Below are 12,924 nucleotides of genomic sequence, written 5' to 3'. Positions count from 1 at the left end.
TAGAGGGTAATTATTGAACTTGGGTGTCTTATGGAAAAGTACACACCTCATTACGATCTGGCGGTGATAAAGGCGGATGTCAGGCGGCTTGGTGCCAAGGCTTTCACACGGGCGGCAAAGAGAACCGCACAGGCTCTCGACCTTGATCTCACTGAGATGCAAGCGATCGTTTTCAAGCTGCAAAACAGGCTGTTGTACAAATCGATGACCACCTATGCCGATCACCGCGTCTGGCATGACGTCTACCACATCCATTCACATGGTCTGGAGATTTACATCAAGGTCACTTACTGCTCCGGCAGTAACCCGCCGGTGATCTCCTTCAAAGGGATGAATCCATGAAAACCCAGCATTGCTATATCTGTGGCGCACCCGACGCCATGACACGCTTTGAAGGCCGCAGCGAAACCCTGTGCATAAAAGGTATGGAGCGGCGCATTGATGATCTCTCGGGCTGGGAATGCCAGGTGTGCGAGGACGGCATGTATGACCCCGATAGCTGCGAACACCATGCCAAGGCCGGTGATGATCTGCTCCACGCCGCCCGGCGGATGATGGGCGCCGAATTGAAGCGTATCCGCCGCAAGCTGCACCTCACGCAAAAACAAACCGTAGCATTGCTTTCCGGTGGAGGGCACAACGCACTCTCACGCTACGAACGCGGTGAAATAACGCCGCCAAAACCGTTGATGGTTCTGATGCGCCTGCTGGATCGTTACCCCCACTTGCTCACCGACGCCACCGAACTGGCCGAAGGCGCGGACCTGCGCAACGCCTTCACCTACAGCCTCGACAACGAAACGCAGGAAGCCCTCAAGGCCTCCTGAAAGGCAAAAATAAACCCGGCACCAGGCCGGGTTTATCGTTTCAAACATCGATCAATGCAAAATCTGGCTCAAGAACAACTTGGTCCGATCATTCTGCGGGTTGTCGAAGAAGTCATTCGGCGCCGCCTGTTCGACGATCTCGCCCTTGTCCATGAAGATCACGCGGTTGGCCACGGTGCGGGCAAAGCCCATTTCGTGGGTCACGCACAACATGGTCATGCCGTCTTCGGCCAGGCCGATCATGGTGTCCAGCACCTCTTTCACCATTTCCGGATCGAGTGCCGACGTCGGCTCATCGAACAGCATGATCTTGGGCTTCATGCACAGCGCACGGGCAATCGCCACGCGCTGTTGCTGGCCGCCGGAGAGTTGGCCCGGAAACTTGTGGGCCTGCTCCGGAATACGCACCCGCTCCAGGTAATGCATGGCAATTTCTTCAGCCTTGCGCTTGGGCATCTTGCGCACCCACATCGGCGCCAGCGTGCAGTTCTGCAGGATGGTCAGGTGCGGGAACAGGTTGAAGTGCTGGAACACCATGCCAACTTCGCGGCGGATCGCTTCGATCTGCTTGAGGTCGTTGGTCAGTTCCACACCATCGACCACGATGCGGCCTTGCTGATGCTCTTCCAGACGGTTGAGGCAGCGGATGGTGGTGGACTTGCCCGAACCCGACGGGCCGCACAGCACAATACGCTCGCCCTGCTTGACGTTGAGGTTGATGTCTTTCAACACGTGGAACTGGCCGTACCACTTGTTGACGCCCTGCATCTGGATAATGCCTTCAGGGCTCACAGGCTGTTTGATCGCTTCGCTCATAACAACAACTCCTAACGCTTGTGGCCTGTGTCGAGCTTGTGTTCCAAATGAATGGAATAGCGCGACATACCAAAACAGAAAATCCAGAACACCAGGGCCGCGAACACGTAGCCTTCAGTGGCCATGCCCAACCATTTCGGGTCGGCGGCGGCTTGCTTGACGCTGTTGAGCAGGTCGAACAGGCCGATGATGATCACCAGGCTGGTGTCCTTGAACAGCGCAATAAACGTGTTGACGATGCCGGGAATCACCAGCTTCAGGGCTTGCGGCAGAATCACCAGGCCCATGCTGCGCCAGTAACCCAGGCCCATCGCCGCAGCGGCTTCGTACTGCCCCTTGGGAATCGCCTGCAAACCACCACGCACCACTTCCGCCACGTAGGCCGACTGGAACAGGATCACGCCGATCAGCGCCCGCAGCAGTTTGTCGATGCCCATGCCCTCGGGCAGGAACAGCGGCAGCATCACCGAGGACATGAACAGCACGGTGATCAACGGCACGCCGCGCCAGAACTCGATGAAGGTCACGCACACCACTCGAATCGCCGGCATGTTCGAACGCCGCCCCAACGCCAGCACAATGCCCAGCGGCAACGCACCGGCAATACCGACGGTGGCGATGACCAGGGTCAGCATCAGGCCGCCCCACTGGCTGGTGGCTACGTTGGTCAGGCCAAAGATGCCACCGTGCAGCAGGAAGTACGCAATGATCGGGTACAGCACCAGAAAGCTCAGGCCGTAGACCGCCTTGCGTTGAAAACGCGAGATGAACAACGGCGCGACGCCGACGATGGCCAGCCACACGGTCAGGTCCACACGCCAGCGCAGGTCGCCGGGGTAGTAGCCGTACATGAACTGCCCGAAACGCTGTTGGATAAACACCCAGCAGGCGCCCTCTTTGGTGCAGTCTGCGCGCGTGGTCCCGACCCAGTTCGCGTCCAGAATCGCCCAGTGCAGGATTGGCGGCACGATCAGGTAGATCAGGTAAAACGCCAACAAGGTCAGCAAGGTATTCAGCCAGCTGGAAAACAGGTTGGCGCGCATCCATGCCATCGGCCCGAAGACTTTGTTCGGCGGCGGCATATCAGGTTTGAAAGTATGCGAAGTCATGTGCGTTTCCTCACCGCTCGATCAGCGCAATGCGCTTGTTGTACCAGTTCATCAGCAGGGAAATGCTGATGCTGATCGCCAGGTACACGCTCATGGTGATGGCAATAACCTCGATGGCCTGGCCGGTCTGGTTGAGCACCGTACCGGCAAACAGCGACACCATTTCCGGGTAGCCGATACCGGCGGCCAACGACGAGTTCTTCGCCAGGTTCAGGTATTGGCTGGTCAGCGGCGGAATGATCACCCGCAGGGCTTGCGGAATGATGACCTTGCGCAGCGTCGGCCCAGGGCGCAGGCCCAGGGAGCGCGCGGCTTCGGTCTGGCCGTGGCTGACGGACTTGATGCCCGAACGCACGATCTCGGCAATAAACGCCGCCGTGTAGACGGTAAGCGCCAGGGTCAATGCCAGCAGTTCGGGGATCAGTACCCAGCCGCCCACGAAGTTGAAGCCTTGCAGCTTGGGCATTTCCCAATGCAGTGGCGCGCCGAAAATCAGGGCGCACAGCGCCGGGATCAGAATGAACAACGCCAGACCCGCCCAGAACTTATGGAAGGGTACGCCGGTGGCTTCAAAGCGCTTGTTGGCCCAGCGAGCCATCAGCACGATTGCCACGATGGCGACCACGACGCTGACCACAAACGGCCAGAAACCGTCGGCGGCAATCGCTGCCGGCATGTTCAGGCCACGGCTGCTGACAAAAAACGTGTCACCAAAGTTATGGCTGTTGCGCGGCCCCGGCATGGTCAGGAACACCGCGAAGTACCAGAACAGGATCTGCAACAGCGGTGGGATGTTGCGGAAGACTTCCACATACACCGTCGCCAGTTTGTTGATCATCCAGTTGGGCGACAAACGCGCCACGCCGATGATAAAGCCGAGCAGGGTCGCCAGGACCACACCGATCACGGTCACCAGCAAGGTGTTGAGCAGACCGATCACAAAGACGCGGGCATAGCTGTCCGATTCGGTGTAGTCGATCAGGTGCTGAGCGATGCCGAAGCCGGCACTGCGCTCAAGAAAGTCGAACCCCGAGGTAATGCCCCGGTGTTGAAGGTTGGTCTGTGTATTGTTGAAGAGGTACCAGCCCAGCGCGACGACCGCCACAATCGTGATGATCTGGAAGAGCCACGCACGCACTTTAGGGTCGCTGAAGCTGAGCTTCTGCTTGGGTGCGCCGATTTGATTTTGCATGAAGTGCCCCGCAAATAATGGAACAGAACATCACCCGGTGGTTGGCCCACCGGGTGATAGAACCATCAGCGATCAGCGCACAGGGGGTGCGTATTGAATGCCACCGTTGGTCCACAGTGCGTTCAAGCCACGGTCGATTTCCAGTGGTGTGCTTTTGCCGAGGTTTTTCTCGAACACTTCACCGTAGTTACCGACCTGCTTGACGATCTGGACAACCCAATCTTTCTTCACTTTCAGGTCTTTGCCGTATTCGCCGTCAGCACCCAGCAGACGCGCAACGTCCGGGTTCTTGGTGGACTTGGCTTCAGCTTCGACGTTTTTCGAAGTGATACCGGCTTCTTCAGCGTTGAGCATGGCGTAGCCAACCCAGCGCACGATGGCCAGCCACTCGTCGTCGCCGTTACGCACGACCGGGCCCAGAGGTTCTTTGGAAATGGTTTCCGGCAGCACCACGTAGTCTTTCGGCGAGGCCAGCTTGCTGCGCTGTGCGTAGAGCTGGGACTTGTCGGAAGTCAGCACGTCACAACGACCGGATTCCAGCGACTTGGCGCTTTCATCGGAGGTGTCGAAGGTGATCGGGGTGTATTTGAGGTTGTTGGCGCGGAAGTAGTCCGACACGTTCAGCTCAGTGGTGGTACCGGCCTGGATGCAGATGGTTGCACCGTCCAGTTCCTTGGCACTTTTCACGCCGAGCTTGTTGTTAACCAGGAAGCCAACACCGTCGTAGTAGGTGATGAAGCCCGGGAATTTCAGGCCCATGCCGGCATCGCGAGAGCTGGTCATGGTGGTGTTGCGCGACAGGATGTCGACTTCGCCGGACTGAAGCGCGGTGAAACGCTCCTTGGCGTTCAACTGGCTGAATTTGACCTTGGTCGCATCACCGAAAACGGCAGCGGCCACAGCGCGGCAAACGTCAGCGTCGATCCCCAGGATCTTGCCGCTGGCATCCGGCACCGAGAAACCCGGCAGGCCGTCACTCACGCCACATTGCACGAAGCCTTTCTTCTGCACAGCGTCCAGGGTTGCGCCGGCTTGGGCGAAACCACTGACACCCAATACGGCGGCCGCGCACACGATGGCCAGGGTGGATTTCAATACCTTCATTCAAACCTCCAGTTTTGCTCTTGTTGTGTCGGAGCTCGAACCTCAGCGCACCCTTATGAGGCGATATCGACCCGTGTTGGCTTTTTTTAGGGTCAAGCGGCATGAAGTTGTCGCAGTAATTCCAGTTGCTATCCCCCAAGCGGCAGTCACTGATAGTGTTACCGTCGTGAGTTAGTCCTGACATCGACCTACACATAGCAAGGCCCGTACCAGAGTGATGGCTGAGTCGTTTCAGCCCATGGTCAATAGGAAAAGATTCAACCTTGCGACATTCTCTTAACAGATCAACCCGTCACGCACCGTTCCGACGCACCCAATCGGAGCGCACGCACATTAATGGAGCAGACATGACCGAACCCTTGATTCTTCAGCCCGCCAAGCCCGCAGACGCCTGCGTAATCTGGTTGCATGGCCTGGGTGCCGATCGCTACGACTTCCTGCCGGTGGCCGAGGCGCTGCAGGAAAAATTGTTGACCACCCGCTTTGTGTTGCCTCAGGCGCCGACGCGTGCGGTGACCATCAATGGCGGCTACGAGATGCCCAGTTGGTACGACATCAAGGCCATGAGCCCGGCCCGTTCGATCAGCCTGGAAGAGCTGGAAGCCTCCACCACCATGGTCACGGACTTGATCGAGGAGCAGAAGAGAACCGGAATAGACGCTTCGCGTATTTTCCTTGCCGGTTTTTCCCAGGGTGGCGCCGTGGTATTCCACACCGCTTTCCTGAAATGGCAGGGCCCGCTGGGCGGCGTCATTGCCCTCTCCACCTACGCCCCCACCTTTGGCGATGAACTGCAATTGTCCGCCAGCCAACAACGCATTCCCGCGCTGTGCCTGCACGGCCAGTACGATGATGTGGTGCAGAACGCCATGGGCCGCAGCGCCTACGAGCATTTGAAGAGCCGTGGTGTCACCGTGACATGGCAGGAATACCCAATGGGGCACGAAGTGTTACCCCAGGAGATACACGACATCGGAACCTGGCTGACCGCTCGCCTAGGCTGAAAACCGCACATTATGTAGCCGTGTGACCAACGCACTACGCCGCGCCCGATTCTTGCATTACACTGGCCGGCGTACATTCCTTAACCAATTAATGAGATGACCGTGCTCAAAGCACTTAAGAAGATGTTCGGCAAAAGCGAGGCTGAGCCGCTCGCGCCTGTTCCCAGTGCTCCTGTCCCCTCATCCGGCAGCCGCAATGACGGTAAACAGCCAGACCGGACCGCACCTGCTGCCTCACCGAAGAAGCCACCGGTGATCGCGCCTGAACCGGCAAAATCCGCCGAGGCCGAGCCTGCACCTGCGCCCAAGGCACCCCGCCGCGAACGCGCGCCCAAAGCGCCCGTGATTGCGTGGAAACTTGAAGACTTCGTCGTCGAGCTACAGGAAGGCAAAACCCGCTTCCACGATTTCAAACTGGCGCCGGAACTGATGCACGCCATTCAGGACCTGGGGTTCCCGTACTGCACGCCGATCCAGGCGCAGGTGCTGGGTTTCACCCTCGCCGGCAAAGACGCCATCGGCCGCGCGCAGACCGGCACCGGCAAGACCGCCGCGTTCCTGATCTCGATCATCACCCAGCTGCTGCAAACGCCGCCGCCCAAAGAACGCTACATGGGTGAGCCGCGCGCACTGATCATCGCGCCGACCCGCGAGCTGGTGGTACAGATCGCCAAGGACGCCGCCGACCTGACCAAGTACACCGGCCTCAACGTCATGACGTTCGTGGGCGGCATGGACTTCGACAAGCAGCTCAAGCACCTCGAAGCTCGCCATTGCGACATCCTGGTTGCCACCCCGGGCCGCCTGCTCGACTTCAACCAGCGTGGCGATGTGCACCTGGACATGGTCGAAGTGATGGTGCTGGACGAAGCCGACCGCATGCTCGACATGGGCTTCATCCCGCAAGTGCGTCAGATCATTCGCCAGACCCCGCCGAAAAACGAGCGCCAGACGCTGCTGTTCTCCGCGACCTTCACCGAAGACGTGATGAACCTCGCCAAGCAGTGGACCACCGACCCGTCCATCGTCGAGATCGAGGCGCTGAACGTTGCCAGCGAAAACGTCGAACAGCACATCTACGCCGTGGCCGGCGCCGACAAGTACAAGCTGCTTTACAACCTGGTCAATGACAACGGTTGGGAGCGCGTGATGGTGTTTGCCAACCGCAAGGACGAGGTGCGCCGCATCGAAGAACGTCTGGTGCGCGATGGCGTCAACGCCGCGCAACTGTCGGGCGACGTGCCGCAGCACAAGCGCATCAAGACCCTGGAAGGCTTTCGCGAAGGCAAGATTCGCGTGCTGGTGGCCACCGACGTGGCCGGGCGCGGGATTCACATCGACGGCATCAGCCACGTGATCAACTTCACCCTGCCGGAAGTGCCGGACGACTACGTCCACCGCATTGGCCGTACCGGGCGTGCCGGCGCTGCGGGCGTGTCGATCAGTTTTGCAGGCGAGGATGACTCGTATCAGTTGCCTTCGATCGAGACGTTGCTGGGCCGCAAGATCAGCTGCGAGACGCCGCCAACGCATTTGCTGCGCGCTGTGGAGCGTAAACGCCCGTAAGCCGAATGCGATTAAACATGTGGGAGCTGGCTTGCCTGCGATGCAGACACCTCGGTGAGTCAGTCCCACCGCGGTGATGCTTTCGCAGGCAAGCCAGCTCCCACATTGGGTTTTGCATCAACCTTACTTCCAACGATCCGCCGCCGCGTGATCGCTGCCCCGCCCTTCCACCCAACGCGGCCCTTCAGGCGTGTTTTCCTTTTTCCAGAACGGCGCCCGCGTCTTCAGGTAGTCCATCACAAACGCACAGGCCTCAAACGCGGCCTGGCGATGCGCGCTGGCGGCAGCCACAAACACAATCGGCTCGCCCGGTTCAAGCGCGCCGATCCGGTGCAGCACTTCCAGCTTGAGCAATGGCCAACGCTGTTCGGCCTCGACCGTTATCTTGGCCAAGGCTTTTTCGGTCATGCCCGGATAGTGCTCAAGAAACATCCCCGACACGTCGCGACCATCATTGAAGTCGCGCACATAGCCGACAAAACTCACCACCGCGCCGACGCCGACATTGGCTGCGTGCATCGCATTGACTTCGAAGCCCGGATCAAACGCCTCGGCCTGTACGCGAATAGCCATGCTCAGCCTCCCGTCACGGGCGGGAAAAACGCCACTTCGTCGCCGGCCTGCACCGGCTCATCAAGGCCGCACAGTTCTTCGTTACGCGCGCACATCAAGCTGGACTCATTGAGCACGGCAAACTCCGGGTCATTGGCCAACGCGAGGCGCACCGCATCGACGGTGGCGAAATCGCCTTCCATCTCCAGCGAATCAAAGCCCACCGCTTCGGCGTAGCGGGCAAAAAACAATACGTTGATGCTCATGCCTGGTCCGCCTTGAAATGCCCGCTTTTGCCGCCAAGCTTTTCCAGCAGGCGAATACTTTCGATGGTCATGCCGCGGTCCACGGCCTTGCACATGTCGTAGATCGTCAGCGCCGCGACGCTGGCGGCGGTCAGCGCCTCCATCTCCACGCCGGTCTGGCCGCTGAGCTTGCAGCGCGCAAGGATATGCACGGCGTCCACGCCGTCGGCGCGCAGCTCAACCTTTACACCGGTCAACATCAGCGGGTGGCACAGCGGAATCAGATCACTGGTTTTTTTCGCCGCCTGAATCCCGGCAATACGGGCCACGGCAAACACGTCACCCTTGGGGTGGGCGCCGTCGACAATCATTTTCAGGGTGTCGGGCAGCATGCGCACCCGCGCTTCGGCCACGGCCTCGCGGAACGTCACGGCTTTGTCAGTGACGTCGACCATGTGGGCGCGACCTTGGGAATCGAGATGAGTCAGCACAGGGATACTCCTGATCAGAAGCGGCAATTGTAAACCCGTGACTCAAATTTGCGCAGGGCTGTTTATCCCATGAATAAAGGGGCGCAATGCGCCCCTTTATGCAGGACAACACCAGGTTAGAAGCGGAAGGTGAATCCGGCATTGATCCCGTTGTTGTTACCGCGGTTGGACAGCAAACCGCTGTAGTTCAAGGACACCAGCGTGTCCTTGGTCAAGGCCATTTCCGCGCTGGCCTTGATCACCGCGCCATCACGCGCCACGGGCACGCTGTTGACAGCGAAGGCGGTGTCGCTGCCGGCAAACTTCAGCGAGGCGTCACGATCGGTGTCGCCAAACTGATGCTCCCAACCCAGCTCGCCGCGCAAGGTGACGGCCGATGTCGAGCTGACCGGCAATTGGGTATGCGCGCGCAGGCCCAGGGTGGACAGCGTGGCGTCCTGGCTTTGCTTGCTGGCATGCAAAGCGGCGGCGCCGCCCTTCTCCTTGAACGAATCACTCTGGTAGTTCAGGTACGTCAGGTTGGCGAAGGGTTCGAACAGGTTCCATTGGGTGTAGCCGATCTCGGCAAACACCTGGTCGGTCCGCGCGTTGTAGTCGGCCTTGTCGTAGTCCGACTGGTTGGCGTAAGCCACGCGGCGCGAAGTGTCCAGGCGATGCCAGGTGGTGGCGCCACCCAAGCGCAGGGCAATCGCCTCGAAGCGTTTGCCGCCATAGACCGACAGGTGATAGTTGTCGCTGTCCGCCGAAGCCGACTCACCATTGAGATGGCTCTGGGTGTAGCCAGTCGCTGCGCCCACACGCCAGCCGTCACCAACCTCGGTGTCCAGCCCCAGCAGCACACCACTGGTGGACGAGGAATAACCGCTGGCATTGTTGTCGCCGCTGACGTTGTTGCGACCACCCAACAGTTGCACCCAGCCGCCGTTGTCGCGGGCGTCGATCTGCGCGCTGGAGTCCAATGACTGAGCCTGTTGCAGCCGGCCGTTGACCGCCTCACGAAGGTAGCGGCTGTCAGCCATTTGCGCTGCCGCCACATCCGAATGCAGTTGCCCTGACAGCTGCTTGAACGCCGCCTGCGCCTGGGCTGCCGAGTCTGAAGCGAGCAGGCTTTCATACACTGGGCTACCCGCGCCCAATGCCTCGGCCGCCGTCGCCACGGCGCGCTCGTTACGGGTTTGCGCAACGCTGGCAAAGGTCGTCTGGTTGCGTTCTACGGCCAGGGTCAGCGCGTTAGGCTGGTAATTGAGTTGGGTCCCGATGAACAGATAATTAGGCGAGATCGCCGCAAACTGTCCATTGATACCCTGGGTGGCGGTGAGGATGTTGAACGGCTGGCCCAACAAGCTACGCGCCTCGGTGGCGGACAACAGGTTAGGGCTGTTCTCCAGAGACACGGTCACCACACCGCCATTGAGGGTGGCGACGCCGCTGCTCTGGATCTGGTCGCTTCGCCCGTTGGGGCCGACTTCGACGGCATACACCGAGCCCGGGTTGAAGGTCACGTCGCCCGTGTGCAGCATGCCAATCGAGTGACCCGGTGCCACACGGCCACCGCTGTTGACGGTCAAGGCACCCACCGTGCCGTTGCCGGCCAGTGTGCCGCCCAGCGTGGTCATCACGCCGTTATCGGCATTGCGCGTGCCCACAGCGCTGTCATCCACGGTTACGGCGGACGTCAATGAACCGTCCACCGACAGCTTACCGCCGCGCACCCACGTGCTGCCGGAGTAGGTGTTCTGGCCTTCCAGCACCAGTTCGCCATCGCCGGACTTGGCCAGACTGCCGACATAGGTCGTGCCGGTGAGCAAGTCTTTGCCACGGGCCAGCGTTGCCTGTTCGCGCGCATGGCCGATTTCGTATTCAAACTGATCATCGTCAGAGGCATTCGCCGGCAAACCGTTGAGCCAACCTTTTTGTTGCTGGGTGGCCGCCCAGGTCGCCTGCTCGGTGGCGTCCTCTACACGGCGGGCGCGGATCGCTTCATCGGAAATCGGGTTAGCCCAGATATCGCGTGTGCCGGTAGGCAATGCCACCGCCACCGACCCCAGGAACTGCCCCGGCCCCTGCATGGCTTTTTGCAGGTTGGGCAAGCCCCAACCGCTGACCACGCCGGGCACTTGCGGGGTGCCTGGCGCGGCATCGTGCACCGGTTGCAGGTTGTCGTAGGTGCGACCGCCAGTCAGGGTGCCCACGGGCGTGTCCGGACCGTCCGGCGCTTGCAGGCTGGAAGTGGTCAGCAACACATCACGGGCCTGGCTGGCGGTCATGTAAGGGAAGCGCTGGATCACCAGCGCCAACGCCCCGGAGACGCTCGGCGCTGCGGCCGATGTACCGTTGGCATTCGGGATGATTTCACCTTCTGGCCCGGTGGACGGAATCCCCGAGACGCCCATCACGCACCACCACTTGGAGGTGCCGCAACGGTTGTAGACCTGCGCGCTGGTCTCGTCGTAACCGGTGATCGAGAGGAATTTGCCTTCGATGTCCGGCTTGAAAAACGGCAGGTTGGCGTTGGTGTCCGGGTTGGCACCGTGGCTGTCGTTACCCGCCGAGATGATCTGGATAAAGGTGTTTTGCCGCGCCGCGTCGGCCATGGCGTCCATCCAGGTTTTCTGCCCGGCGTGGGCCTTGTCCCAGAACGGGCGATAGGCAGCCTTCATGTCGCGCAAGTTGTCCGCCGCACTGTCGCCGACATCGCCGAAGTGGTTTTCTACGTCGTTGCGCGAGTTCTGCCCCCAGCTCTGGTTGACGATCGACACATTCTTCGCGGCCAGCGCGTTGTAGCTGGCCATGAACGCGTTGTAGTCCAGATCGTTGGAGCCCTGGAAGCGGTTGTCGTCGGTGCCGCCGGTATTGGCGACAAAAATATTCGCGTCAAACGCGATGCCGTGCATGCCGGTGCCGTTGCGGCTGGCGCCGAGTACACCGGACATTTCCGTACCGTGGCCGTCGTTAATGGTGGGGTCGTACTCACCGGAAATACTGAAGTGCTCGCCTTTTTGAAACTCGCCGTCCAGGGTGTCGTGGAGATAGCGCGGGTGGGTGGCGTAGTACTCGCCGGTGGACGTCACCGCCTGCACGCGGTCCTGGCCCTCGGCATTCTTGCCCTGGAACTCGAAGTGCTCGGTGAGAATGCCCGAGTCCAGCACGCCCACGTTCACACCTTTGCCGGTCATGCCCAAGGCATAGGCGTAGTACGCGTTGGTGCGGTCCAGGCCGGAGTTGACCTGGGCTTCGGGGGTTTTCCAGGTTTGCGCGTTGGCGCGCCAGTCACGGGTAGCGGCGGCCCAGGATTGGCCTGCGTTCAGCTGCGCGCTGAGGTTGCTGCTGACGCCCGGCTCTACGTAGGTGTAGGGCTTGGCAGCCGGCAGGTTGGCGAGGATAGCCTTGGAAAAATCGAGAATATTGGTGGTGTAACGTCCGCTGTTGCTGAAGAGCCGGCTGCGGTAGTAATCCAACCGCGAGGCGTAGTCCAGCGGGCGCTTGGTGTCGCCGAGCATGGCGCCGATGGTCAGGTTTTCGGGTTGCAGCTCGTAGTTTTGCTTGAGGGCTGAATCGAACTTGCCGGACTGTGCGGCGAAGTCCTTGGCGGCCAGATCGACGATGTCTGCGTAACCAAAGCGCAGGTTCTTGTAGACATCGGTGTTGGGACCAAACGATGCCACGGCTTTCCTGAAGGCCGACTCCAACACCTGGGCGGTGTAGGGGTTGCTGTCATCTGCCCAGGCCATTTGGCCCTGACCCAGCCATAAGGCCAGGCCGAGTGCGATGGGCGTGAGAGGTATCGACCTGAAACCTGAGGCGCGTTTACGTTGAGACAAAGTGGAGCCATTACCTGCTACTTCCATGTTCCTTTCCCTTTGGATATGTGCGTCGTCAATGAGCGATGTATCGGGCTTTTTGTAATAGGCAGGGTCACGCAGAAAACCCACACGGGTCTTCGAAACGTCGTCGAATCAATGAGGTGAATTTCCGACGGGGGTCACGCAATGTTCTTATGGTTTTTGCGGCGAGAAAA

Annotated in this window: 12 protein-coding genes; 4 read left to right on the top strand and 8 right to left on the bottom strand. The window is 60.1% G+C overall.

Translation table 11 applies throughout. The annotated features are described in order from the left end of the window. The first annotated feature begins 30 nt into the window (after nucleotides 1-30). Both AACW30_RS06545 and AACW30_RS06540 read left to right on the top strand, forming a co-directional pair. Nucleotides 31-342: a type II toxin-antitoxin system MqsR family toxin gene (locus tag AACW30_RS06545; protein WP_200624537.1), complete on the top strand. Its 312-nt coding sequence runs from the start codon at nucleotides 31-33 to the stop codon at nucleotides 340-342. Further along, nucleotides 339-827, top strand: coding sequence for a type II toxin-antitoxin system MqsA family antitoxin (locus AACW30_RS06540; protein ID WP_200624536.1), 489 nt, complete (start codon nucleotides 339-341; stop codon nucleotides 825-827). The genes AACW30_RS06545 and AACW30_RS06540 overlap by 4 nt, the downstream gene beginning before the upstream one ends. Before the next feature lie 51 nt (nucleotides 828-878). Here AACW30_RS06540 and AACW30_RS06535 read toward each other — a convergent pair whose 3' ends face one another. The 4 genes from AACW30_RS06535 to AACW30_RS06520 all read right to left on the bottom strand — a co-directional run bounded on the left by AACW30_RS06535 (nucleotide 879) and on the right by AACW30_RS06520 (nucleotide 5,048). Then, nucleotides 879-1,643, bottom strand: coding sequence for an amino acid ABC transporter ATP-binding protein (locus AACW30_RS06535; RefSeq protein WP_003171943.1), 765 nt, complete (start codon nucleotides 1,641-1,643; stop codon nucleotides 879-881). A gap of 11 nt (nucleotides 1,644-1,654) precedes the next feature. Next, complete coding sequence (locus tag AACW30_RS06530) at nucleotides 1,655-2,752, bottom strand: amino acid ABC transporter permease (protein WP_106579517.1); 1,098 nt, start codon at nucleotides 2,750-2,752, stop codon at nucleotides 1,655-1,657. A gap of 10 nt (nucleotides 2,753-2,762) precedes the next feature. Next, on the bottom strand, nucleotides 2,763-3,944 hold the full coding sequence (locus AACW30_RS06525; RefSeq protein WP_106579518.1) for an amino acid ABC transporter permease: 1,182 nt from the start codon (nucleotides 3,942-3,944) through the stop codon (nucleotides 2,763-2,765). A gap of 72 nt (nucleotides 3,945-4,016) precedes the next feature. Further along, nucleotides 4,017-5,048: an amino acid ABC transporter substrate-binding protein gene (locus AACW30_RS06520; protein ID WP_106579519.1), complete on the bottom strand. Its 1,032-nt coding sequence runs from the start codon at nucleotides 5,046-5,048 to the stop codon at nucleotides 4,017-4,019. A gap of 347 nt (nucleotides 5,049-5,395) precedes the next feature. Here AACW30_RS06520 and AACW30_RS06515 point away from each other — a divergent pair, with 347 nt between their 5' ends. Next, nucleotides 5,396-6,052 (top strand): alpha/beta hydrolase, encoded by a 657-nt coding sequence (locus AACW30_RS06515; RefSeq protein WP_106579520.1) that lies wholly within the window; start codon nucleotides 5,396-5,398, stop codon nucleotides 6,050-6,052. Nucleotides 6,053-6,148: 96 nt separating this feature from the next. Beyond that, the gene (gene rhlB / locus AACW30_RS06510) at nucleotides 6,149-7,618 is read left to right on the top strand and encodes an ATP-dependent RNA helicase RhlB (protein WP_200624535.1); all 1,470 of its coding nucleotides are present in this window, start codon (nucleotides 6,149-6,151) and stop codon (nucleotides 7,616-7,618) included. 123 nt (nucleotides 7,619-7,741) lie between these two features. On the opposite strand, the gene moaE is transcribed toward rhlB, so the two are convergent. The 4 genes from moaE to AACW30_RS06490 form a co-directional block, all read right to left on the bottom strand. Further along, nucleotides 7,742-8,191 carry a molybdopterin synthase catalytic subunit MoaE gene (moaE, locus tag AACW30_RS06505; protein WP_106579522.1) on the bottom strand — a complete coding sequence of 150 codons (450 nt, stop codon included), beginning with the start codon at nucleotides 8,189-8,191 and terminating at the stop codon, nucleotides 7,742-7,744. A 2-nt stretch (nucleotides 8,192-8,193) separates the two neighbouring features. Next, the gene (gene moaD, locus AACW30_RS06500) at nucleotides 8,194-8,436 is read right to left on the bottom strand and encodes a molybdopterin converting factor subunit 1 (RefSeq protein ID WP_106579523.1); all 243 of its coding nucleotides are present in this window, start codon (nucleotides 8,434-8,436) and stop codon (nucleotides 8,194-8,196) included. Beyond that, nucleotides 8,433-8,906 (bottom strand): cyclic pyranopterin monophosphate synthase MoaC, encoded by a 474-nt coding sequence (moaC, locus tag AACW30_RS06495; RefSeq protein ID WP_056858942.1) that lies wholly within the window; start codon nucleotides 8,904-8,906, stop codon nucleotides 8,433-8,435. Before moaC ends, moaD begins: the two co-directional genes overlap by 4 nt. Nucleotides 8,907-9,022: 116 nt before the next feature. Next, complete coding sequence (locus AACW30_RS06490; RefSeq protein WP_200624534.1) at nucleotides 9,023-12,754, bottom strand: autotransporter domain-containing protein; 3,732 nt, start codon at nucleotides 12,752-12,754, stop codon at nucleotides 9,023-9,025. Between the last annotated feature and the right edge of the window lie 170 nt (nucleotides 12,755-12,924).

This window comes from Pseudomonas sp. MF6747 (genome assembly GCF_963890955.1).
Classification (GTDB): Bacteria; Pseudomonadota; Gammaproteobacteria; order Pseudomonadales; family Pseudomonadaceae; genus Aquipseudomonas.
Note: the sequence above shows the minus strand (reverse complement) of the source record. Positions and strands in the feature narration are given on the sequence as shown.